This is a genomic window from Falsihalocynthiibacter sp. BN13B15 (genome assembly GCF_041205415.1).
Classification (GTDB): Bacteria; Pseudomonadota; Alphaproteobacteria; order Rhodobacterales; family Rhodobacteraceae; genus Falsihalocynthiibacter; species Falsihalocynthiibacter arcticus.
In genome coordinates, this window is record NZ_JBGFCE010000012.1 from 31,535 (window position 1) to 53,413 (window position 21,879).

General features: G+C 53.2%; 22 protein-coding genes and 1 tRNA gene. 4 read left to right on the top strand and 19 right to left on the bottom strand.

All coding sequences use genetic code 11. The features are described from left to right. Positions 1 to 263 precede the first annotated feature (263 nt). Positions 264 to 1,430, top strand: coding sequence for a phospholipase D-like domain-containing protein (locus AB9F26_RS17195; RefSeq protein ID WP_369768580.1), 1,167 nt, complete (start codon positions 264 to 266; stop codon positions 1,428 to 1,430). Positions 1,431 to 1,433: 3 nt separating this feature from the next. On the opposite strand, the gene AB9F26_RS17200 is transcribed toward AB9F26_RS17195, so the two are convergent. The 9 genes from AB9F26_RS17200 to AB9F26_RS17240 all read right to left on the bottom strand — a co-directional run bounded on the left by AB9F26_RS17200 (position 1,434) and on the right by AB9F26_RS17240 (position 8,613). Then, positions 1,434 to 3,080 carry an N-6 DNA methylase gene (locus tag AB9F26_RS17200; RefSeq protein ID WP_369768581.1) on the bottom strand — a complete coding sequence of 549 codons (1,647 nt, stop codon included), beginning with the start codon at positions 3,078 to 3,080 and terminating at the stop codon, positions 1,434 to 1,436. A gap of 309 nt (positions 3,081 to 3,389) precedes the next feature. After that, positions 3,390 to 3,683: a hypothetical protein gene (locus AB9F26_RS17205; RefSeq protein ID WP_369768582.1), complete on the bottom strand. Its 294-nt coding sequence runs from the start codon at positions 3,681 to 3,683 to the stop codon at positions 3,390 to 3,392. 39 nt (positions 3,684 to 3,722) lie between these two features. Continuing rightward, positions 3,723 to 4,427 carry a hypothetical protein gene (locus AB9F26_RS17210; RefSeq protein WP_369768583.1) on the bottom strand — a complete coding sequence of 235 codons (705 nt, stop codon included), beginning with the start codon at positions 4,425 to 4,427 and terminating at the stop codon, positions 3,723 to 3,725. Next, complete coding sequence (locus AB9F26_RS17215; protein WP_369768584.1) at positions 4,424 to 5,200, bottom strand: terminase large subunit domain-containing protein; 777 nt, start codon at positions 5,198 to 5,200, stop codon at positions 4,424 to 4,426. The genes AB9F26_RS17210 and AB9F26_RS17215 overlap by 4 nt, the downstream gene beginning before the upstream one ends. Then, positions 5,197 to 5,760, bottom strand: a complete 564-nt coding sequence (locus AB9F26_RS17220; RefSeq protein WP_369768585.1) for a hypothetical protein — start codon at positions 5,758 to 5,760, stop codon at positions 5,197 to 5,199. The genes AB9F26_RS17215 and AB9F26_RS17220 overlap by 4 nt, the downstream gene beginning before the upstream one ends. Continuing rightward, the gene (locus tag AB9F26_RS17225; RefSeq protein WP_369768586.1) at positions 5,757 to 6,167 is read right to left on the bottom strand and encodes a hypothetical protein; all 411 of its coding nucleotides are present in this window, start codon (positions 6,165 to 6,167) and stop codon (positions 5,757 to 5,759) included. Before AB9F26_RS17225 ends, AB9F26_RS17220 begins: the two co-directional genes overlap by 4 nt. Before the next feature lie 106 nt (positions 6,168 to 6,273). Beyond that, positions 6,274 to 6,939: a hypothetical protein gene (locus AB9F26_RS17230; protein WP_369768587.1), complete on the bottom strand. Its 666-nt coding sequence runs from the start codon at positions 6,937 to 6,939 to the stop codon at positions 6,274 to 6,276. A 1-nt stretch (position 6,940) separates the two neighbouring features. Then, positions 6,941 to 8,335 carry a DUF4055 domain-containing protein gene (locus tag AB9F26_RS17235; protein WP_369768588.1) on the bottom strand — a complete coding sequence of 465 codons (1,395 nt, stop codon included), beginning with the start codon at positions 8,333 to 8,335 and terminating at the stop codon, positions 6,941 to 6,943. Then, positions 8,332 to 8,613: a hypothetical protein gene (locus AB9F26_RS17240; RefSeq protein ID WP_369768589.1), complete on the bottom strand. Its 282-nt coding sequence runs from the start codon at positions 8,611 to 8,613 to the stop codon at positions 8,332 to 8,334. The genes AB9F26_RS17235 and AB9F26_RS17240 overlap by 4 nt, the downstream gene beginning before the upstream one ends. 935 nt (positions 8,614 to 9,548) lie before the next feature. Here AB9F26_RS17240 and AB9F26_RS17245 point away from each other — a divergent pair. Continuing rightward, the gene (locus AB9F26_RS17245; protein WP_369768590.1) at positions 9,549 to 9,713 is read left to right on the top strand and encodes a hypothetical protein; all 165 of its coding nucleotides are present in this window, start codon (positions 9,549 to 9,551) and stop codon (positions 9,711 to 9,713) included. Here AB9F26_RS17245 and AB9F26_RS17250 read toward each other — a convergent pair. The 5 genes from AB9F26_RS17250 to AB9F26_RS17270 form a co-directional block, all read right to left on the bottom strand. Beyond that, on the bottom strand, positions 9,700 to 10,743 hold the full coding sequence (locus tag AB9F26_RS17250; RefSeq protein ID WP_369768591.1) for a hypothetical protein: 1,044 nt from the start codon (positions 10,741 to 10,743) through the stop codon (positions 9,700 to 9,702). The genes AB9F26_RS17245 and AB9F26_RS17250 overlap by 14 nt on opposite strands. Beyond that, the gene (locus tag AB9F26_RS17255; RefSeq protein WP_369768592.1) at positions 10,743 to 11,048 is read right to left on the bottom strand and encodes a helix-turn-helix transcriptional regulator; all 306 of its coding nucleotides are present in this window, start codon (positions 11,046 to 11,048) and stop codon (positions 10,743 to 10,745) included. The genes AB9F26_RS17250 and AB9F26_RS17255 overlap by 1 nt, the downstream gene beginning before the upstream one ends. A 62-nt stretch (positions 11,049 to 11,110) precedes the next feature. Further along, a complete protein-coding gene (locus AB9F26_RS17260; RefSeq protein WP_369768593.1) occupies positions 11,111 to 12,343 on the bottom strand; it encodes a tyrosine-type recombinase/integrase in 1,233 nt (410 codons plus the stop codon). Positions 12,344 to 12,482: 139 nt separating this feature from the next. Further along, positions 12,483 to 12,558 (bottom strand) — tRNA-Thr (locus tag AB9F26_RS17265). Between the two features lie 113 nt (positions 12,559 to 12,671). Then, complete coding sequence (locus AB9F26_RS17270) at positions 12,672 to 14,345, bottom strand: ABC transporter permease (RefSeq protein WP_369768594.1); 1,674 nt, start codon at positions 14,343 to 14,345, stop codon at positions 12,672 to 12,674. Between the two features lie 116 nt (positions 14,346 to 14,461). Between AB9F26_RS17270 and AB9F26_RS17275 the strand changes: the two genes are divergently transcribed. Continuing rightward, positions 14,462 to 15,337, top strand: a complete 876-nt coding sequence (locus AB9F26_RS17275) for a hypothetical protein (RefSeq protein WP_369756559.1) — start codon at positions 14,462 to 14,464, stop codon at positions 15,335 to 15,337. A gap of 109 nt (positions 15,338 to 15,446) precedes the next feature. On the opposite strand, the gene AB9F26_RS17280 is transcribed toward AB9F26_RS17275, so the two are convergent. The 3 genes from AB9F26_RS17280 to AB9F26_RS17290 form a co-directional block, all read right to left on the bottom strand. Then, complete coding sequence (locus tag AB9F26_RS17280) at positions 15,447 to 16,772, bottom strand: APC family permease (RefSeq protein ID WP_369768595.1); 1,326 nt, start codon at positions 16,770 to 16,772, stop codon at positions 15,447 to 15,449. A 433-nt stretch (positions 16,773 to 17,205) separates the two neighbouring features. Next, a complete protein-coding gene (locus AB9F26_RS17285; RefSeq protein WP_335586236.1) occupies positions 17,206 to 17,625 on the bottom strand; it encodes a hypothetical protein in 420 nt (139 codons plus the stop codon). Between the two features lie 13 nt (positions 17,626 to 17,638). Further along, the gene (locus tag AB9F26_RS17290; RefSeq protein ID WP_369768634.1) at positions 17,639 to 19,780 is read right to left on the bottom strand and encodes a copper-translocating P-type ATPase; all 2,142 of its coding nucleotides are present in this window, start codon (positions 19,778 to 19,780) and stop codon (positions 17,639 to 17,641) included. A 485-nt stretch (positions 19,781 to 20,265) separates the two neighbouring features. On the opposite strand from AB9F26_RS17290, the gene AB9F26_RS17295 reads away from it, so the two are divergent. Continuing rightward, positions 20,266 to 20,487 carry a heavy-metal-associated domain-containing protein gene (locus tag AB9F26_RS17295; RefSeq protein WP_369768596.1) on the top strand — a complete coding sequence of 74 codons (222 nt, stop codon included), beginning with the start codon at positions 20,266 to 20,268 and terminating at the stop codon, positions 20,485 to 20,487. Positions 20,488 to 20,523: 36 nt separating this feature from the next. Here AB9F26_RS17295 and AB9F26_RS17300 read toward each other — a convergent pair whose 3' ends face one another. Then, entirely contained in the window at positions 20,524 to 21,006 is a 483-nt protein-coding gene (locus tag AB9F26_RS17300; protein WP_335586238.1) for a cytochrome c, read from the bottom strand. Between the two features lie 91 nt (positions 21,007 to 21,097). Beyond that, positions 21,098 to 21,829 carry a DsbA family protein gene (locus tag AB9F26_RS17305; protein ID WP_335586239.1) on the bottom strand — a complete coding sequence of 244 codons (732 nt, stop codon included), beginning with the start codon at positions 21,827 to 21,829 and terminating at the stop codon, positions 21,098 to 21,100. Positions 21,830 to 21,879 lie beyond the last annotated feature (50 nt).

The following is a 21,879-nucleotide window of genomic DNA, read 5'->3' on the forward strand; positions in this document are numbered from 1 at the left end:
TCGGTTTCGCGTCAACATCACCACTTGGCTCCAACTCATTGCGTTCTGGAAGTTTGCGTCCTTCGCGGTATAGCCTTTTGGACGCCTGTTCCGATGGAGCGACATGTGATCCCCAAAATCATGATCAATTGAGCCTCTCGAGAGTTTTGGGCGTGAGGCAGCCCGAAGAACTCGATGCGTTGGACGACAGATATCAGGAGGATTCAACTGGAAGGCCATCTTACCATCGGTTACCGTTCCAAAAATTTTGGAAAGGTATTTTCATGGCCAAGGTATCATCGATTTTTCAGCCGCTTACAGCTGCTGACGTCCATGCAATTCATGTTAATAAATTGCTCAGTAGTCCTTGGGCAAATCGTTTTACGCTTTCGTCTGCATTTTTGAACTCATCAGGTGTCCTTGCATTCTCTGCAAGTTTGTTGCCCGTTGCCCATTGTACGAGATTCTTTATCGGCATTCGGAATGGCTCTACAACCGCCCAAGGAATCTCTCAGTTGCTAAAGGCAGGAGCGGAAGTTTACGCGGTAGATACCGCAACAAAATACCGATTGTTTCATCCTAAGGCCTTTGTCGCCTCTGGCCCGGATTCTGCTCTTGCAATAGTCGGTAGCGCCAATCTTACACATGCTGGCCTACACAACAATATCGAGATCGGCGCACGTTTGGAACTCGATTTGAATAATCATGATGACGCGCTTTTCCATTCAACACTTTTGGACCAATTTGACGATTTACCAGTTAGCTTCCCGATGAATTGTTTCAAAATTTCGAGTGCCCGACAAATTGTTGAGCTTATGGGCAACGGCCATTTGGAAGACGAAAGAGACCAAACCACACAAACTGTTGTTGGAGTTGCTAAACACAAAGGTAAAATTTCGCCGAAACCCAAGATCAATCTGCCGTCAGTTCGGCCAGCCAAGCTCAAAATTCGCAGGAAGAAACATGTCATTGCTCCACCGCCTATCGCAGGTGTGGGAGCAACCAAAGCTGTGCCTCACTATGGTAATCTAGTTTGGGAGAAACCAAATATTCCGAGAGGTGACCTGCAATTACTCAATGTAGGTCACGGATCAGGTGTATTGCGCCTGACGCAGGCTCGTTTTGAAGTCAATGGAGCTCGGATCGATCAAACCACTTACTTTCGGAATAAGGTTTTTAGCAATTTGCCTTGGAGCGTTGATCCCGTTGATCCTGGGAAAGAAACAGCCTCCGCTACGTTCGCCTTGGTGGTTCAAGGAGTGTACGCAGGTGATTTTGAATTGCGTCTCAGCCACAAGCCTGCATGGGAAGCCGGGCAAGGGAACTATACCACTGGTTTGCATTGGGAAGACGCGAAGCCGGTAATTTCACGTCCGGGATTAATTGGCGGAACATTAAGGTTATTCAACCCAGCCATTGCTGGCGGAGCATTCATTATTGAGATTGATTGATTTCTAGTTTCTCTGACGACGGTTTTTTAAGCGTTTCCATGCAATGTGAAGTGTATCCTGCTCTTCTTGTGTCAGGCCAACTTCGGACAAGATGATGGCATCACGTTGTCTCATTATTTCGGTCGCTTTGATACCTTTACGGTACATTCCGTCCAGTTCTGACAAGGTATCCAAGGAATTTGTGGATACAGGAATGACTAACCTCTTGATTTCTGACGGAACAAGTTCAATGACGCCGCCTCCGTAGTGGCGACCTTCTAATTCTGCCGACAACGCAGTGAGTGAATTCACAAAGCTCGCAACTAAGCATTGGGCGGACACGACTTTCGGGTCTTTGATCGTGATCCTGTAGGCTGTGTCGGTTGTATACGCCCGCGCGTCATTCAGAATTATTCGAGGCGTGTCGTGCGCGCGCTTTAGCATTGCTACCTCAGCGGCCCAAACCGAAGGTACCACATACCACGGTTCACGAATTCGGCATTTAAAGCGCTTGTGCAGTTCATCTTTTTCGCCGGATTCAATATACCGCCTGACATTGAGCGGAAATTGGTCTTTTGAAATTTTTGGGAAATGGAGGAAGTTTGTTGGTAGACCAGCCCGAGCGTTTTCAACCAAATTCTCTTTCGCTATCACCACTCCTTTTACATGCGAACTCCTGCCAAACATAGGTTTTGAAAATTCATGGAGCCCATATTCCGTGACTGTCGCATCAGGCACCAGAAAGAACTTATTTGCACCAGTGACAATCCCTACCTCGGCCTTCGCTAATTCTGTAAAGCGGAATACTTGACTCAATTTCTGAGCCTTGGAATATACTTTTAATTCGTCTGGAGTAAGCAAACCTTCCATCCACTTTTCGCCCAGATCAATGGATGAAATATATGGGAGATTGTTTTGGAAAGCTGATGCACATCCGTTTACGAGATCGCCGCTCTTCGCACTAGGAAATGCAATATCCGCGCACTTCATGTCACTTTTTCCAGCTTTTGTAGCAAGTAGCAGAACAACGCCTTGGAGTACTTCGCTGGAAAAAAGTTCTTCTAAGTGAACCACCGCTACATTTTCACATTCCTTTCTGAGGAATGAACGGAGAGAACCGGCATGGATCACGTGCATTAATTCAGAAGGAATTACCATGCCGAGGCGCCCGCCACTGCGCAGCAATCGGATGCTTTGCACCACGAAGGGCACCCAAGCATTAGTGTGTTTCGTAAATTTCAGTCCTGCGTCTCGAAAGATCTCTTCGGTCGCAGCCTGATGCTCGGCATCAAGATACTGGTATCGAATAAACGGTGGGTTTCCCATGACGGCGTCAAATCGGGTACCCGTTTCGATTGCACCTTGAGAGAACGTCAAAAAATCCTGCTGCACACATTCGACTTTGAGTTGTCCAAATTGGCCACGCGAAGATTTTTCTCTGACTGACGCCAAAGCCACCGGATCAATATCGATTGCGGAAACTTTAGTGCTAGAAGACATCGAGCAAAGCGATGACAACGCTTCCATGAACGCTCCGTCTCCACAACTTGGTTCAAGGACTTTGTTTGGCTGAATATCTGCAACCCAGTTAGCCAGAAACGCAGCAATATTCTTGGGAGTGTAGTAGGCACCTGCCAACTTCTGTGCAGTTTCGTTTTCTTTGAAGTTCATAAAGTCCTGCTCGCGTCGACATCTGGGATGTGTGTTATGGGCTGTCACTACTGGTTGTAGTCTACAGCACAAAAATGGAAATATGAAGCAGCATATGGCGTTGGATTTCCCACGAAGGGCACCACAAACAGAACTAAAAAATCACTAGTGGTTGGGTTATCGAGAGCTATACCGTGGCTGGCAACGTTTCGCCCGTCAACGGGCAAAAGATCCCGAGACCCACGTCAGCATCGCCTAAAAACCGGGTCGCTCGTCAAACTTAAGGCACATCGACCCGGGCGATTGCAGCGAACGCGACGAGAGGGTGTGTTAGAACGGTGCTTTGCTGGTGTCTTCAGGTGGTGTGGGTGGATTGGGCTCCGGGGGCGGGTTCACCTCATCGACGAGCTTTTGCGGGACTTTCAATCCGAATTCTACCGCTTGCTGGACGATGCGCGTTTTTCTTGTGCCCCATTTTATTTGAGCTTTTTCCGACATGACTTTGCTTGGTGGAAACAACGTACCATAACCCAAGTCATGAAGGAGCTCCGCGAGTTCCTTCGCGACTTTCTTGTGCCGCTTCACCAGTGGGTTGTTGCTAGGTATGTTTTTGTTCTGTGCCATGCCCGCTGACTAGCAGGCAAGTTTGGCGATTCTATGGCATCACGCCCAGCCGAGCAGCCGATGTTCACCGCCCTGATACGTGTCGAGATGGGTTGCGCTGAGATAGGCCAAGGCTGTTGCAATCGCGCGGTCGGCGTGGTGTCCCCTGCCCCCGCCTTGCAGAACGAGATTGCCAGCGGAGGTTGACGCTAATTCGAACGAGGCGATTTCATTGAGCAAGTCTTGTTTGCCGTCGAGGTCGTGCGCGATAGTGAGAACGCCTGTTTCGAGTCCCACGGCCATGTTCTCGAGCAGGAGTGTTTTCGCGCATGTCACGTCTTTGCCTTTGCGTGACAAGCTCGTGCCAGCGGTCATGACGACGGCAAAATGCTCAATGCCTGCATTGTCCAATGTCGATGAGAATGGCGCGCCGAGACCCGACGCGTCAATGGCAAGTGACCAATTTGGGATTTGACTGAGGCGACGAACGAGGAAGTCAGCAAGGTCAGTGTAAGAGTACAGCTGAACCGTCTCCTGAAACACGACGGTGCAACGACGCTCACCCAATTCCTGTTCAAACCCGCGCCCTGTGAACTGCGGGAAACATTCGTCACGAATAGCGACAATGGCTGAGGGGTCATTGCGCCCAAGGTCCATGCCGACATGGTGACGAACCCAGCCGTTGACGGTCATACCAACGGCGGCGGGGTCCGCATTGGAGGGCAACACAACGCGGCCATCTAGGAGATGTTGATACTCGGTCATGTGAGCTCCAATGCTTTGACGTTCTGGTTGGATGCGTTCTCGAGCGTGTCCCAAGAGATCAGCGGTGTGCCTGAACCGACGAACTCGCAAAGGTGTTCACGCCGGAATGTGGTGTCAGACATCGTGGCCTTGTCGAATGCGACCTGCGATGCTCGGCGCGGTATGTCGATGGATCGCGCCGTAATGCGCTTCACCTGTTTGTTGCTCGTCCACGTCTCATAGAAATACCCCTGACGCAGGTTCGGTGTGGACAGCAGGAAAATGCGACCCGTCTCCTTCCGCATCGGGAAGAAGGCGGTCAGTGCGTTGTCGTCAAGAAAGCACGCCTCGTCGGCAATGATGGTGTCTGCGGTCATCCCGCGCGCCTGATCGGTTGCAGGCACAACTATGATCCGCCCGCCGTGCGATGGGTGCGCTTCCAATTCGGTCTGTGTCTGCCGCACGATTGGCGGGCAGAATGGGTCGGTGTTTTTGAATTCCAAGATGCGTCGGAATAACTCAGTTGATTGCCGCAGGGATGGTGCCGTCAAAATCACAGTCTTGCCGACCGAGAAATCGTCATACCCAAGACCACCCGCCGACGTCGACTTGCCCGACTGCCGACCGCACAACGCAAGGACCATTCGGTCCTCCTCGTTTAAACGCGGATCAGTTTTGAGCAAAGTCTGTTGCCAAGGATCGGGTTCGCCGATGGCGAGCCGAAACCGTTCGACCGGGTCAAGCGAGACAGTCAATCCTTGCAGGAAGGAAAGTAGGTGTGGGTCTTCAATCATGTCGGCGCGTCAATCACGTTTAGGACTTTCATCTCCTCCAAGAAGTCGGTCTTCGCTTCGGGATGTCGGGCAAGAACCGTCAGGATTATTTGACGCAGTTGGATGAATTGCGGGCTCTCGTTCAGGTTCAGATGGATGTCCATTTTCTTGTTTAATTTGCCATGCAGGTCGGCCAAAGCCATCAGGGATTGGCGCAATTCTTTCAGCGCACCGAGTTGCATCATGCGATCCTCATCACCCTTCGCACCTTCTAGTAGCGACTTGAGCTCGCGCAAAACCCATTTGAGATCGTGGTCAGTGTCCTCACCAAACTCGTTGACGATAGCTGCGTGCTGCATCGCCGTTTTGACTTTGGCATCGTGCATGGCCTCAGCCAAGTATCGCAATTTCTCGTCCTCTGGGATCGACGAAATGTACCGCGCCACTGACGTGTCGGACATGTCGAGGTCTTTGCCCGCTTGAAACATCGAAATGCGCCCGAGCAAGATTTCCCTTGAGTAATGCTCCCGTTTCACGGTCGGGAGCATTGCCATTTTGTGAGGGCGTTTTTTGGGTGTCATTGATCGGCGACGATCTCGAGCGGTACGCCCTCCTTCTCGGCCAGAGATTTCGCCTCCCGATATGCGCGAACGTCAAGCGCATCTGACCTTTTGATTTTGATGGAGTCACCGGCCTTGCGCGAATTGAACGTCCCGTCAGGAGCAAGGCGGGACTTCATGTCGCCATCCGCCGCCTCCAAAAGCCGTTTCGTGCTCGCCATGAGTTCATCGTGAGCTTTGCCGCTTTGCGCAATTTCCACGTCGTTTTTCATGCTGGCTATTTTGTCCAAAAGCTCGTCGTTCTTCGAGACAACGCCCTTGATCTGGGTCTCAACCTGTTCGGTGAGTTGGGGGATGATCGCTGCTGCAAGCTGCGGTGCCAGTGCTGCAACAAGAGCTTGGGCTTGGGTATCGTTATTATCTGCCATTTCTGAGTCCTTGTGATTGGGAGCGGATCATGCCCAACCCGCTCCCGTCTTCATCACAAGGAGACAAGATGAGCCTAACCCACTGTCTATGAAATGATATTCAGGCCTATACGGTGACCTCTGCAACCGCAGTTTGAGGTACTGAGGCGAGGACATAGGTAGCGTTTTCCGGCTTGATCACCTCGCCCTTTTGAATGCCGATACGCAGGACTTCGCGGATCGTGAAGTCCGACACGTCGCCGTTGGTCGCAATGATCAAGTCTTTAAAGGAACGAGGCCTATCCAGAAGTTTGAAAACAATTGGTCGCACATCCGAGTATTTGGTGAAGGAATTCTGCTTGCGTGTGGGTTTCTCTTTACGGCGGTAAAGCTTTGCTTCGATGGTTGCCGTGCGGGCTCGTTCAGTCGCGCTTTTCTCGTATTCCCAAAGCGCACGCGCCTCGGCAACTTGGGTCAACGAGCCTCGTGTTTCATAGGTTTCAAGGGCCATGGTGTCACCTTCCAAGACGCGCACAACACGGGCACGCATGTCGTCACCGTCAACACCGATAGCTTCGCAGAGCTCGTTGCGCCGTTTCGCCCATCCGCCGCTCTTTTGGGTCAAGAATATGAGCGCGTCTCGCTTTGCCGTCTTCGCCTCGTCCTCATTGGCCGTCAGTCCGACACTGCCGAACAGGTCGAGGATTGCACGGGACAGGATGGAAAAAACCAACAATTCTTCGGGCGTCGTTCGGGAATGATGCACACCATAGTCGGGATCGGTGAGTGTCATTTTATGCAGCGCCGCCCCTGATTAGGGTCAGGCCAATATCGCCACCGTCTTGTTCAATCATGTCCCGCTCATCATCCAGAGCGCGATTGGCGTCCACCATTTCGCCTTTCTTGAGGTTCATCAGGAGGGTGTCGTGCGAAATCGCGCCCGACTGCCAAGCCTTGATCAATGCGGTCAGAACGGCGGGATCCATTTGAGCTGTCACGAAGTCGCGGTGCAGAACAAGTTTAACATTATCTGCGGTGCTGGCGGCAGTCCATTCGGCGGCGAGTCGCAGGAGCTTGAGGATTCCCGCCTCCACCATGTTCACGCTGCTGTGGAGCAGGGACAATTCGGAGCGGTGACGGAGTTTTGCCGTATCCGTCGTCTCGTTGCGCCCCTTGCCGTCATAGACCATGCGTGCGCCCAGTGTTGCCATCTGGGCGGTCAGGTCGTCGAGGGCGGTCTTCTGCGCGGCGATGCCTGCGCCGGTAAACTCAAGCATGCCCGCCGTCGCGCCCTCAGGCAGAACCCAAAACGCACCCGAGCCGATTTGCGTCGGTTTGTTTTTCTCGTTGATCGCTCCTGAAACCCAAGGCGTCGGTTGGGAGGTCAGGTATAGCGACCAGAAGTAATCGGCGCTATTGCGCCAATGTGCGAGGTTGACGTTCACGAGGTCGAGGAACGGCGGTTTTTCAATGTCCGCTTTCAGATTGTAGGGGGACACAACGACTGCGGGAATATCGAACAACGGCGCGCCGTTGATGGTGGGCAAAATCGGCTCACCGACCATGACTTCTTCGACCGACTGTGTGACAGGACCGTTCCGTTTGGTTGAAACGTGAAAACGCTTAACCGTATAGGCGGGCTCAAGGGTCAGGACGAGGTGTTGCTCGACGCCCGTATCTACCAAGTCGTCGTTGTTTTCGTGCAGGCGCAGGTAGGTCAGTTTCTGACGGCCGCCAACCAACTCCTCTTTCCAATCCAGTATAGATTCCGCGTTGAATGTCGAAATGAAAGGGGCCGATGCAGGTGCTGCGCCGTCTGTCGGGTAATCGAGCAGCATTGCTATGCGACCAATAGACAGAACTTCGCGCATCACGTCCTCCAAGAGAACGTCGAAACTGTTGCCTTCGAACGTCGCCGCATTGCGCATCGCTTCGATGCGTGGAGGCAATTCCAAGATGGGCGCGTTGCGCGTTACCGAGCCGACCATGCCGCGCAAGGTTCGTTCTGCAACGGCGTAGAATGATCCACCCGTCAGATAGCGGTTGTATTGAGCTTGGGTCATGCCTTCAGGCTGTGGCAGGTAAACTGAGCCTTTCGCCTTCAACCGATCTTCACCCGCAATCACATCGCGGATTTTGTCATAGGCTTGGCGTTGCTCTCGGTAGGTGCGGTGATTGATACGGGTCATTTGCTGTGAATACCTCGCGCGATGATGGGCCATGGGATGTCGAAGTGGGATGTGCTCGCGACGACATGGATGCGAACGCCATCAGCGGTGCGGTCAGCGAGCACGCCTGCGATTTCGGCACGCGGATGTTCGTCAGAAGTTTTGGTCGCAGCGATGATCAAGGCGTGCAGGTCATCGTGCGGGATCGGGATATCCAAGTGGTATAAGGTGTGGATATCTTCGCCGATCAGGCGGGAGCCAAGCGGAGTCGTTTGAATCGTGACAGATTGTAGGGGCATTCGAATTCCTTCTTTGTTGGTTTGTCGGCGGGCCCAAAGAGTCGGGTGAAAGGATCAACCCGGTGCGGGCGACCCGCCGACAAGGGCCAAGCGCGCACATATGGAACATACAGGGAACACGCGGTGTGTGTTACCGAAGTTTCAGGTAGCGGTTGGGTGAATGCGGGACGCGATGCAGGCCTGTCTGTCTTGCGCAGAGACGGGCGTTCGTCATTGTCGGGTATCGTGGTGGGGCGGACTCACTGGATGCGCGTGCTTGGGCGGTTACGCTTAGTCTCGCTGCATGTTTCGTCATGCACGCGGCGTGGTGTGTATTCGTAGAATTGTGATCTTCTACATTGGCCCGGGTCCGAGGGGTGTCGCTCTCAGAAAGGGGTGGTCGGGCGCAATACCGCGTTATCCTTGTGACATGCAGTGCGTTACAAGGATTATGGTCGGCATTATGCTGTAAGATCAATGTGTTGATGCACTTGCCCACATGATTGTGTATCAGTTGGCCCAAGTGCATACGGTCAGGGGACGTGCTTCTGCTGGTTGTGTGGCAAGACGCACAGTCGAGGCAATGCAAGGATACCATGCGCACTTCAACGCGCATGCGCACGCGTGCATAATAATAATAATATGCAGAAAGACGCGGTTCGTTGTATTATTATTATTATGCACACGCATGCGCGCGCGTATATCCGCATCGCCATTTACTGCCTCTGTCTCCCACCACCTTTAACTTGGTTATTTCTACCCGCCATTATGGTCGCAGCACTTCGTCCCTGTCCTGTATATTGATTGCATCAACACCAAGGGAGACGGACGACAATGCCCGAACCCACAATGCCCGCGCGGCAAGCAACACAAATTTTCCGATCCATGATCGACAATGGCGCGGCCCGCGCCCGCCGCGATGCGACCTGATCACCAACCCGAAAGGACTCGACCCGATGCCCTTTGATGCACGACCAACTGACTATACCATGATTGCTGCACTCGAACTGCGCCGCCAAGGTGCCAACTACAAACGCATCCGTTCATGGCTGATCGGTCGCACGACCTACCATGAGCGCAACCGTATTTTGGACGATGTGTTCGGAACTATAGTTGCCTGATCCCACCAACAATGCCACCCATATCGCGTTCACGCTTGAGCTCTGCCCAAAAGAATTGGCTACCTTCGTCCCATCCCTTGGCTTCTCGCTCCGTGGGAGCGCGCCAGACGTCGTCGTCCAAGATTGATATGATGCGGTGGTTGGTCATTTCGTAGGTGCGTGAATCTGTATCCCAAGCCAAGCTATTCGCGGCTTTGTACTTCTTATAGTAGAGCGGTTTGTTCAATTCGTGCGGGTCTTCATTGCTCCCGCCCCACATCTTTTCGGCACCAACGGCTTTCTCCCACTGACCATCAGGCGGCAATGACGACGGTATACCGTCCCAGTCATTGGCACGCGCCTCCGCCAACCATTCACATGCGTCATTAAAGCATAAGCGGTGAGTGATATTATCTTCATCGAACGCGGCGTCCCTGTATCCGGGTTTTGGGTCTTGCCAGTCGATGATCTGCGGCTCCGAATACCACGCGGCCAGCATCTGTTTGATCTGGTCATTTGTGATTTCCGAACCTTCTTCTTCAAGACGGAGGACGTGGTACAGGAAACGTTTTTTATCTATCACTTTCTTGCCTTGCATAGTCATTTCTGACGTCTCGGTCGCCACCTTGTTCAATCGCGCGTACCAATCACCGACTTTCTCTTGGACGATCCCATCGAGTTTCGTTGACCGACCCGTGAACCACCCAGTCATTTGAGCGCGGCCAACATCGAACGTGTCAGCCCACCAATCGCGCGTCGCAATTTCTGCCATCCAATCGCGTGGGTTTTCGGGCGGTGGTTTAGGCAGGAATTTCTCTGGGTCGTCGCGCTGCAAGGCTAGCAGGTATTCGAGTTCGGCGACGAGTTCGTCTGGTGATGGTTTGCCATTCAGCGCTTTGTTCCAAGCGCCTTGCGAGCGCTGATCGTCCATTGGGTCGTCCTCGTCGTGATCAACGTGGAGAATGATATGCTTCTCCCGCCTGTTGAACACCAAGAGCTCGTCCTTGTAGAGGAAACGTGCCTTGTACCTGTTTTGATTTGCTCCACCCATCACTGATACTCCTTCATCCACGCAACCAAATCGCTGTGCAGGTATCGAACTATCCGAGAATTTGGTTGAGAATATGACGGTCCGACACCATCCTTGCGCCACCGAAACATTGTTTCGTCCGTGACACTCAGAAACTGTCCAGCCTCGCGGCTTGTCATGACTTGTGGTGGGTTTGACCGTATCAGGTCATTTTGCAGAGTTTTTAGCTGCTCTGAGAGCTGTTCAATAGTCATATTGGTATCCTTGTGATGGATGCCAAATGACTGCCGCGTTTCCTGCTCCTGACGACCATAGTCGTCGCTCACGCGGTCAGCCTCATGTCTCGGTCAGGTCGATGGCCCGGGCATGGAGGCGTATGTCAGTGAGTTTAAGCGTGCTGACGTTTCGGTTCAATAACGGATGAAGGTGCTACCTTAAACTGAGTGTTGATTGCCGAAGCAATCGCCTCTGCTGACCGCTTCTGTTCGTCATGGCTCGGCTCGCCGTAGTGCCCAAGCATGCGCAAATCATCGTCAGTCATTGTCTGCTGCGCCAACCACCGATGAACGTGACGCGGCGCAACTTCGCGCGCCGTTGACATCCACAGGTGGCGTAAATCGCCCGCTGCTGTCAGAAGCAACCGGTCCAACACATCCAAATGCCCGCGCGTGCCGCCAACCATACGTCGTGACGGAAACACCCAATCGCAATCATCCTCCCGAATGACATGCAGGCGTTTAAACAGCCTGACCACGTCGTCGGCGATCACGATCTCCCGCTCGATTTCCTGCCGCTTCAACCTGTCGAATGTCACCGTGCCAGCATCGAGATCAACCTTGTCCCACGTCAATGCCCGCAAGGAGCGACCACGGAAACCTGTGTACCAAGTGATCATCCACGCCAGCCTGATATGCTCATTCTTTATGGCGTCGATCTCGTTCTTTCGATCCAACCAAGGCAAAGACATGTCGAGCTTGCCTGTTTGAACGCGCGACTTCATCCGCGTACCATCCAACAGTGATGGAATCGGCAGTGCGAGGGCACAAAGGCGATTGATGAAACGAACAGTTGCCCCTGCCACTGATGCTGCGAGGTGGGCCGCGTTCGGCGTGTCGATTTGCAAGTTGTTCAGGTATTGATTGATCTCGAGGATTGGCAGTTCGTCAACATGCACATCTGCCCAACGAGCAAGATGCTTGTTGAATGACCCACGGTATTCATACGCGGTGCCTTCCATCATACGAGCCCTACCTGACTGACGCGCTGTCGTACGGTGTTCGATGTACTGTTCCAAGGCATTGCGGAATGTAGGGATGCCCAATTCAGCCTGCGAAACCTCATGCTCCTCGCGCGTGCGGACATTGCCTGTCGAAATATCATGAGCAATCTTGCCCACTCGCTCTTTCGCCCATCGGCAATGCGGACCTTTGTTGGCCCATTGGGCCAATTTGACCGAACGCGTCTTTTGCGATGTTGGGTCCCACTTGTTGACGTACCAAGTTTTGACGCCGCTTTTCGTGACGCAGAGTCGTAAGCCTTTGCATGATGGGTCTGTGAACCAAGTCGTTTTGTCGGCGGACAGCGACTTGAGCGTCGAATCCGTGAACTTAATATGGGGCATATCGTATCCTTGTAATGACTGTCTCGTTACAAGGTTCATGATACGTTCTAACACCAGTCAAACCCAACCACAGATTGCGCAAGCACCTCATTTCATTGAGGTAATTACTTGCAAACTTGGTGTTTGACCGGTGTTTTAATGGTGCCCCCACACGGACTCGAACCGCGGACCTACTGATTACAAATCAGTTGCTCTACCAGCTGAGCTATAGGGGCACTGTGGCGGTGATTTAGCAACCTCGGATGGGGGATGCAAGGAGGATTTTTGCGAAAATGAAGAAAGTTTTGCTGGAACGGGATTTCTTGCTGAAATTCATCATATTCATCTCTCAATGGCTCTGTCTGTGTGTGCGCGCAAGGAGGAGGACGGCGGTCAATCCGACGAGGATGACCAGAATTGCGGCGGGGGCTGCGTCAGACAGATTCTCAAGGCTTGCTTGGTCGTAAACGCGAGTTGCGAGGGTGTTGAAATTAAAGGGGCGCAAGAGGAGCGTGGCGGGGAGTTCTTTGACGCAATCGACGAAAACCAACAGGAGGGCTGTTCCGACAGAGCCGCGAATAAGGGGGAAATAAACGTGCCATAGAGTACCGCCTGCGGTTTTGCCGAGAGAGCGGGCCGCAAGGGGCAAACTGGGGGCGACACGGCCGATAGCGGCGTCTATGGCTCCCTGTGCAATTGCGAAAAACCGGACACAATAGGCGAAAATGATCGCAAATCCGGTACCTGTCATCAACAGACCGATATTCCGGTCGAAAACGGCCTCAGCCCAATCGGCAATGAAGTGGTCCATCGCCGCCATCGGGATTAGCACGCCGACGGCCAAAACAGCTCCTGGTGCGGCATATCCCAAGGTTGTGACGGGCAGGAGCAAGCGGGGGAGTTTTTGCCCTGTCAACCGCACGCCATAAACGAGGAATAGCGCTGCAGAAACGGTGAGAAAGGCTGCGGAAATCCCCACGAGCAATGTATTCCCCAGAGCTTCGATCAAGCCGCGGTTCTGCCACGCCTCAAGATTTGTGAGCGCATGATAGGTGAGCACACTAGCGGGCAAAAGAAACCCAACGGCGAAGGGAATGAAACACAGGAAACTGGCGATCCATGCCCGCACGCCCGTCAGCGGAATGGCAATAATTGCACGGGATTGGCGGGCGGTATTGTGGTACCGGCTGTTCTTGCGCCCTACCCGTTCAAGCGCAACCAATACGAGAACAAGTAACAGCACAACGCCCGCGATCTGGGCCGCGCCACCAGCGTTATTGCTCTCAAGCCACGTATTGAAAATCCCGGTCGTCAGGGTTTGGACCGCAAAAAACTCGACCGTGCCAAAATCGCTAGCGGTTTCCATCATTACAATAGCCACACCTGCCGCAATAGCAGGACGCGCCAACGGAACACCAACGCGCCAAAACCGTTTAAACGGCCCTGCCCCCAATGCCCGCGCCACCTCGTAACTGCCGCCAGATTGTTCGCGCAATGCAGCCCGTGACAGGAGGTAAACATAGGGGCATAGGGCTGCTGTAAGGACAATAACGGCCATATACATCGACCGAATTTCCGGAAACCAGTAATCCAGACGATTGCTATAGCCCATGATATTGCGCAATCCCGTTTGCACGGGCCCCGCATACTCTAAGAAATCAACCAAACCATAGGCGCCCAAATAAGCAGGGATCGCCAAGGGCAGCAGCAGAAGCCATTGAAACCATCGCACCCCTGGAAAAATATACATGGTGGTAAGCCATGCCGCCCCCATTCCTACCGCCGCACTTAGCGTGCCGACGGACAACATCAAGATCAGGGTATTGGCAAAATAGCGCGGCAACGTGGTGGCCAAAAGATGGGGCCAAATGTTTTCAACCGGATGAAAGGCTATCCAGATAACAGACACAATCGGGGCCAACACAAGGGCCGCAATGAGCACGGCCCCCAGCGACCAAACATTTGGTCGCAACCGCGCTAAACCACGCGAGAATAGGGGTTTGTCAACTATGGTGGGGTTCATTTTTTCTCTCATCGCGGAACTGCTAAAGGAAAGCGGTTTGCCTGTCCAGAAAACCACGTATATTACCTTCACAGGTGCCGCGCAACGCGGCCCCAAGACGCATAGGGGCGAAACGCATGCAGATTGCTTTCCATTTGGGAGCACACTCAACCGATAATGACAAACTTCTTAAAGGCTTACTTAAGAACAAAGGGCATTTATCTGGACGTGGAGTTGTGGTTCCTGGACCGGGACGCTATCGCAACCTTATTCGCAAAACCATCGCGGCCCTTGGGGGGGCACGTGCCAGTGTCGAAACCCAAGAAGCCCTTTTGGATACCATTCTCGAAGTAGATCATGCTGACCGTCTGGTTTTGTCCAACGAAAACTTCATTTGCGTCGCTCCGCGCGTGTTTGATGGCCCGAATTTCTATCCGCAAATAACAGACAAAATTACAAGCTATAGCAACTTGTTTCACGGCTATGATCTGGAATTCCATTTAGGAATTTGCAATCCGGCCGTTCTTATTCCCGAACTCTGTTTGCGCACCCCGAAAATGGACTACCTCGATTACCTTGCGGGGAGCGACCCAAAGGCCCTGCGATGGTCGACCGTCATTCAAGCGATTACCGACACCTACCCCCACGCGCCGGTGACGGTTTGGTGCAACGAAGACACCCCCCTAATTTGGTCCCACATTCTCTCGGCGCTGTCAGGGATTGAGGACGGCTATTCCTTTGACGGCGAATACGACCTTGTTGAAGAAATCATGTCGCCCGAAGGGATGAAGCGGTTCTTGGGGTATCTCGAGGCGCATCCCCCCCAAAACGATGTGCAAAAGGGTCGCATTATCGCCGCCTTCCTAGATAAATTCGCGAAACCCGATGAAATAGAAACCGAAATCGACCTGCCTGGATGGGACGACGCCTATGTCGAAGAACTCACGGCGATTTATGAAAATGATGTGCAAACGATCAAACGAATGCCGAGTGTGCGATTCATCGGATTGTAGTTGCCCCTCCGTCTTAAGATTTGAGCAGTTCCCGCGCGACGATGGAGTTAAGGCTCCTAATCAGCAAGAGTGAACCACGGCGTGCCAACCGGTTTATCTAGGGTGCACGTTAGTGTCCGCCTTCGGCCTGTGGAGCGGTCCAACGTGACAGATAGATGCGCTCAAAGACAAAGACTGTAGTGATCCCGATTGCGGCAAAAAGCACGATCACTGGATCCGACGCCAACTTCATCATTGTGAACGCGACAAGAACAATGGCGTCAAACGACAGCGCACATAACAAGATTACCGCGCTCGCACCAATTTCTTTTCGCACGCTTCGGAACACACCCCAATGCACCAACATGTCCATGACGAGGTAGAAAAATGCTCCAAGTGAAGCAATCCGGCCCAGATCAAAAAACACCGCCAGCGTAGAAGCGAGGACCACAGTGTAGACCAACGTATGGCTTTGGATAGAGCCGGACATTCCGAAGTGGCTATGTGGTATCATCTTCATGTCTGTCAGCATTGCCAACATCCGCGAGACCGCAAAAACGCTCGCCATTACGCCAGATGCTGTGGCCACCGCCGCCAATACAACCGTGAAATAGAACCCCAATTGCCCCAATGCAGGCGAGGCCGCCTCTGCCAGCGAATAGTCTTTTGCTGCGACGATCTGTTCAATGGTAAGGTTTGATCCAACGGCAAAGGCAACCAAAAGGTAGATCACAACACAGATTGCAATCGAGATCATGATAGTGCGCCCCACATTGCGATGGGGGTTGGTGATTTCTGAACCGCTATTGGTGATCGTGGTAAACCCCTTAAACGCGAGGATCGACAGCGCTACGGAGGCGACAAATCCGGTGGCACTAAACCCTCCTGCACTGCTGCTCGTTTCTGGGAAACTGAAGCCACCAGACCACAAGGCAACTATTCCAAACAGCGCAATACCGCCGATTTTAATGACGGCCATAACTATCGAAAGGAAGCCGACCGTCCGGTTGCCCGAAATGTTAACAAGAAATGCGAACAGGATCACCCCGACCGCCAATATCGGCACCAGCGGGCCGCCTGCGATGTCGAAGGGCCGCAAGACATATGTGGCGAATGTCCGTGCCACAAGGCTTTCGGAGATGACCATCGATAGGGCCATCAAAAGCGCGGCACCGGCGGCAATGGCACCGGGGCCATAGGCCTTTTGCAAGATCATTGCTATCCCTCCAGAGGACGGCCAAGCGTTAGACATCTTGATGTAACTGTAAGCGCTGAAGGACGTAACGATTGCACCGAGCACGAAAGACAGGGCAAAATACGGCCCGGCCAGCTGGGCGATTTGGCCAGTCAGCGCAAAAATGCCTGCCCCGATCATAACGCCAGTCCCCATGCCAACCGCCCCACCCAAGCTGATGGAGCCCTTTTTTAAATCGTCATCGCGGTGTGAATGTGTCATACATCTGCCTCTATTTTGGTTTGCTTGCTTGGTCCCGCCAAATCAATATTACAACAAAAATCACGTTGATTATTACACATGGCCACAGAACCAGTGGCCGCATCGAAGACAGCCCTGATCACACTTAGACTTTTGGGTAAGGCTGGAGTTTCCAATACCCGCCAGAAGCTGCGGCAACTTGTTTTACTTGCGCAGATATTTGAGCAGCGCGGCTATCGCCAAGACGGCAAGAACCAGTACTAAGATCATCCACAGGCCGCCAAAGCCCATTCCAAAACCATTCATTCACTTTCTCCTTTCTAAGTTTTTGTCGTTAGCGACACGCTAAGAAGCCCCATCTCTGATGCATCTATCGCCTTAATCATGCGTCCCATCGTCCTCCATGTGCGCCACCACAGGACAAAACCTGCCTCAAGAGGGGGGTGGGGATCGTTCAAAGTGTATGACCAATCCCTTGCTCCCTGCCATAGAGCCACCAGCCATAAAGCAGGCCACCAGCGATGGCTGGTATGACGCCCGACAAGATGAAGAGTGTCCCGTTTTCCGGCCCACCGAAATACTCGAATTTCGCATCGACGCGGCTACAAAGCCATGCGCAATAACTGCCAACAGTGGTTACTATGGCCGCCCCCGTCAGTATTGCAGCCTTGCCCGATGTGCGGCCCTCGACCAACAACAAAGTTGCCGCGCCAATTGCCGCCCCCATCGCGATCCCGCAAGAGGCGACCCAGACGGCCTTAGCGGCCAGACTCCCCCCAGGGAACAGATAAACTCCCCAGAAAAAGAAATAGAAGATTTCGGCTACGCCGATTAGGGCAAAGGCCGTAGCAAAGATGTAGATCATGCGGTTCATCGGTTGGTTTCCATCAAAATTTTAACCGGCGCAGTCGAAGCGCATTCGCGACTACGGAGATTGACGAGGCTGACATTGCAAAGGCGGCAAACATCGGGCTGATCAAAATTCCTAGGAAGGGGAACAAGATACCCGCCGCTACCGGCACACCCGCCGCGTTGTAGATCATCGCAAAGAACAGGTTTTGGCGAATGTTGCGCATCGTTGCATGCGACAGACGGCGCGCGCGCACGATACCGTCAAGGTTACCTTTGACCAGCGTGAAGCCCGCACTTTCGATTGCCACATCGGCCCCCGTCCCCATCGCAATACCAACGTCGGCCTGCACCAATGCGGGCGCATCATTCACGCCATCACCCGCCATCGCAACCTTGCGGCCTTCGGCTTGTAACTCGCGAATGATCCGCGCCTTATCCTCGGGCAAAACATCCGCGCGAATTTCGTCGATACCCAAACGGGCAGCGACCGCTTTTGCCGTACGTTCGTTGTCTCCAGTGGCCATGATGATCCGAAAACCCAATTCATGAAGGGCTTTTAACGCAGCAGGTGTCGTCTCTTTGACCGGATCCGCCACACTGACCAACCCTGCAATTTCATTACCCAAGACGACGAACATTACAGTTTCACCTTCGTCGCGACGTGCGTCCGCCTTGGCAATCAAGGCGTCGGCTTTCAGCCCCATGTCGGTGATCAGGGCAAGATTTCCAAGCGCCACCGCCTTGCCGTCGACCACCCCTTTGACGCCCTTGCCCGTGATCGCTTCGAAGTCTTCAGCTTTAACCATGGCAACACCACGGTCTTCCGCACCGCGCACAATAGCTTCGGCCAAAGGATGTTCAGAACCGCGCTCCAGCGACGCCGCAAGTCGCAACACCTCGGCCTCGTCATGCCCCGGTTCTGGCAGGACCGCGACAAGACGTGGTTTGCCTTCCGTGAGGGTGCCGGTTTTGTCCACAATCAGCGTGTCGACCTTTTCGAACCGCTCCAGCGCCTCGGCGTTTTTAATCAGTACGCCCGCCTGTGCGCCGCGCCCCGTGGCGGTCATGATGGACATGGGCGTCGCAAGGCCAAGGGCACAGGGACAAGCAATGATCAACACGGCCACGGCCGAGATCAACCCATAGGAAAGGGCTGGATCTGGTCCCCAAAACGCCCAACCGAAAAAGGCCAAAATCGCGGCGAGGATCACCGCTGGGACGAAGTATCCGGCAACCGTATCCGCATATTTCTGGATTGGTGCGCGCGAACGTTGGGCGCTTGCCACCATCTCGACGATCTGACTTAGCATGGTGTCGGCGCCAACGCGTGTCGCCGCGATCACCAGAGAACCCGTGCCGTTGATTGTGGCGCCAGTGACCATGTCGCCTGCGACTTTTTCAACAGGAACCGGCTCACCCGAAATCATACTTTCATCTATGGAGGAGTGTCCTTCGACGACAGTGCCATCCACAGGCACCTTGTCGCCGGGAACGACGCGCAGGTGATCGCCGACAAGCACATCCTCCAAAGCCACTTCTTCCTCAGTGCCATCGGGACGGATCACGCGGGCCGTTTTGGCGGCCATATCAAGCAGCGCTCGTATCGCCTTTCCCGTGCCTTCACGGGCGCGCAGTTCCATCACTTGACCCAGTAACACGAGCGTCACAATTACGGCCGCGGCCTCGAAATACACGCCGACATGGCCATCCGCACTGCGAAACCCGTCGGGGAAAATGCTCGGTGCCAAAACGGCAACTACACTGAAACCATAGGCCGCCGAAATGCCCATTGCGATAAGACTGAACATGTTCAGTTTCATTGTCCGAAATGAGGTCCATCCACGGGTGAAGAACGGCCAGCCAGACCAGAGGATCACTGGTGTAGCCAGAACGAATTCGATCCACAAAGTGGCGCGTTCGCCGAATATCTCCCGAATCCAACCAGCACCAACAAACGGCGACATGGTCAGGATCAGCAACGGTATTGTCAGCACAGCGCCGACCCAGAACCTGCGCGTGAAGTCGATCAACTCAGGGTTCGGACCATCGTCGGTCAACGTGGCAGATTCAATCTCCAATCCCATGCCGCAGATCGGACAAGAACCGGATTTGGTCTGACGGACTTCCGGATGCATCGGGCAGGTATAGATTGTTCCGGAAAAATTCTTGGGAACCATATCCTTTTCCGCCACCTCAGCGGACTGTGAGTCTTGTCCTTTGGTGTGTTTCATCATGTGAATATTCCTAACCGGATTTCTGTTTGTCTTTCGGGGCGCCCCTCTGTGGTTTAGAAAGGGAATGAATCTACCATATTCGCGAGCCTGTTGTTCTCGTGGCCTCCGCCAACAACGACGCTTTGGAAATTTCGTAGCTGGGGTGAAATATTGTATTCGTCGTAACGATCTGAGTGGCCCCAGCGGCCAGAATATCGTCGCACGCGTGTGCGCATCGGGTAATCCGCTATCCAACGGGACCCCTCTGCCGCACCCCCACAGTCAACACATTCGCATTGAACAATTCAACCTGTATACCTCGATTATTTCGAGTGCGACTGCCGACCACGATGAAGGTAGGGTCAAAGGGATATTTACGCAAATTATGAGGCTTGACCTTCCCACGTGGGAACCCCCACGTTTACCCAAAACCAGCAAAAGGAAAACCCATGAGCAAATTCACCGTTCCAAATATGACTTGCGGCCACTGCACCGCGGCGATCAAAAAAGCTGTCACCGCCGCAGATTCCGCGGCTATCCTGACCTTTGATCTTGAGGCACATGTCGTTGAGGTCACAAGCCGCCTAGATAACGAAGCTTTGGCGACAATTCTCAAAACTGAGGGCTACGCGAGTTCTCCTGTGTCCAGATCTTGTTTCCACCATCCTTGACCACAAAGGTGGTGGAAACGAATTATCGTCCTTGGATTACTCGCCTTTAGACCGCTCGGCCTGCGATAACCGCGCCCGTTCCGACCAGTTTGATTTTATAAATGCGAGGATATCCCAAATTTCTTCGTCACTGAGCTGGCCCTCAAAACGCGGCATTCCACTTGTAAAACCCGTTGCGCCAGAAGCCTCCAGCACAGCCTGCCCTCCGAGTTTTGTATATTCAAACAATAACGCGTCACCGTGATGCCATGTATGGCCGCTTTCGTCATGCGGCGGTGCCGGAAGCATGCCGTTTTCATTTTGGCTGCGCCAGTCAGGCTGCCCCTCAAGATCCTTGCCATGACACGATGCACAATTCTCGCTGTACAAAGCAGCACCAGCCTGAACGTTTGAATTTGAGGGCTGCTTCAATGGGGGCGTGTCTGTGCCAACAAAGAGGAATGAAATGGCCACAAAAGCGATCACGGCAAGGCCACCCAATCCGGCAACGAGGATGGCAGTTTTGTTGCCCTTTTTCATAAATCCATTCCTTTTCCTGTTCACCGAAATCCTCACACATTCTAATGGTTCGCGCAAACTCGCTACGAGTTTAAAACGCAAAGGAGCCCAATCATTCCTGCCCCTCTCGCACGGCGTCAACATATTCTGAAAGCTGCGCCTGTTCGACGAATCCGGGGACGAGTTGGTTGCCGATCACAAAGGAAGGGGTTCCGTTGAACCCTAAGGTTTGACTAAGGCTCATGGAACTGGCGATATGTTCCGCCACTTCTGGGGAGTCCATATCCTGCCGAAGCACGTCCACATCAAGACCAATATCCTTTGCAATTGCGAGAACGCTCTTCTCATCGGCGCGCCCCTTCATACCCATGAGCGCCCAATGAAACTCTTCATATTTTCCTTGATTGCGCGCAGCAAGCGCCGCTTTGGACGCAAATACCGAACCCTCGCCAAGGATGGGCCACTCCCGATACACCAAGCGCACATTTGGATCTTTTTTGAGCATGGCTTGAACTTCACCCATTGCACTTCGACAGTAGGGGCAATTGTAGTCAAAGAACTCAACAACGGTCACATCGCCGTCCGGATTGCCTAAAACCGGTGCATTTGGGTCTTGTTCCAATAGAGCTCGCTGACTTGTGAGCACATCAGCCACGGCCAATGACTCGCCTTCCAAGCGCTGTTTTTCGAGGATCGCAACCGCTTCCATGACTATTTGCGGGTTTTCAAGAATGGCCTCTAGGGCAAGTTCCTTTATCCGCTCGTCGCTCACCCCATCTGCATACGCTGCAAAAGGGACCGCAAGACACAGCGCCACCGACGTGGTTAAATTCCTGATGCTCATACTAAGTCTCCTGTTGGGGGAAATTTGATTTTGAGAACGCGAAAATGGTT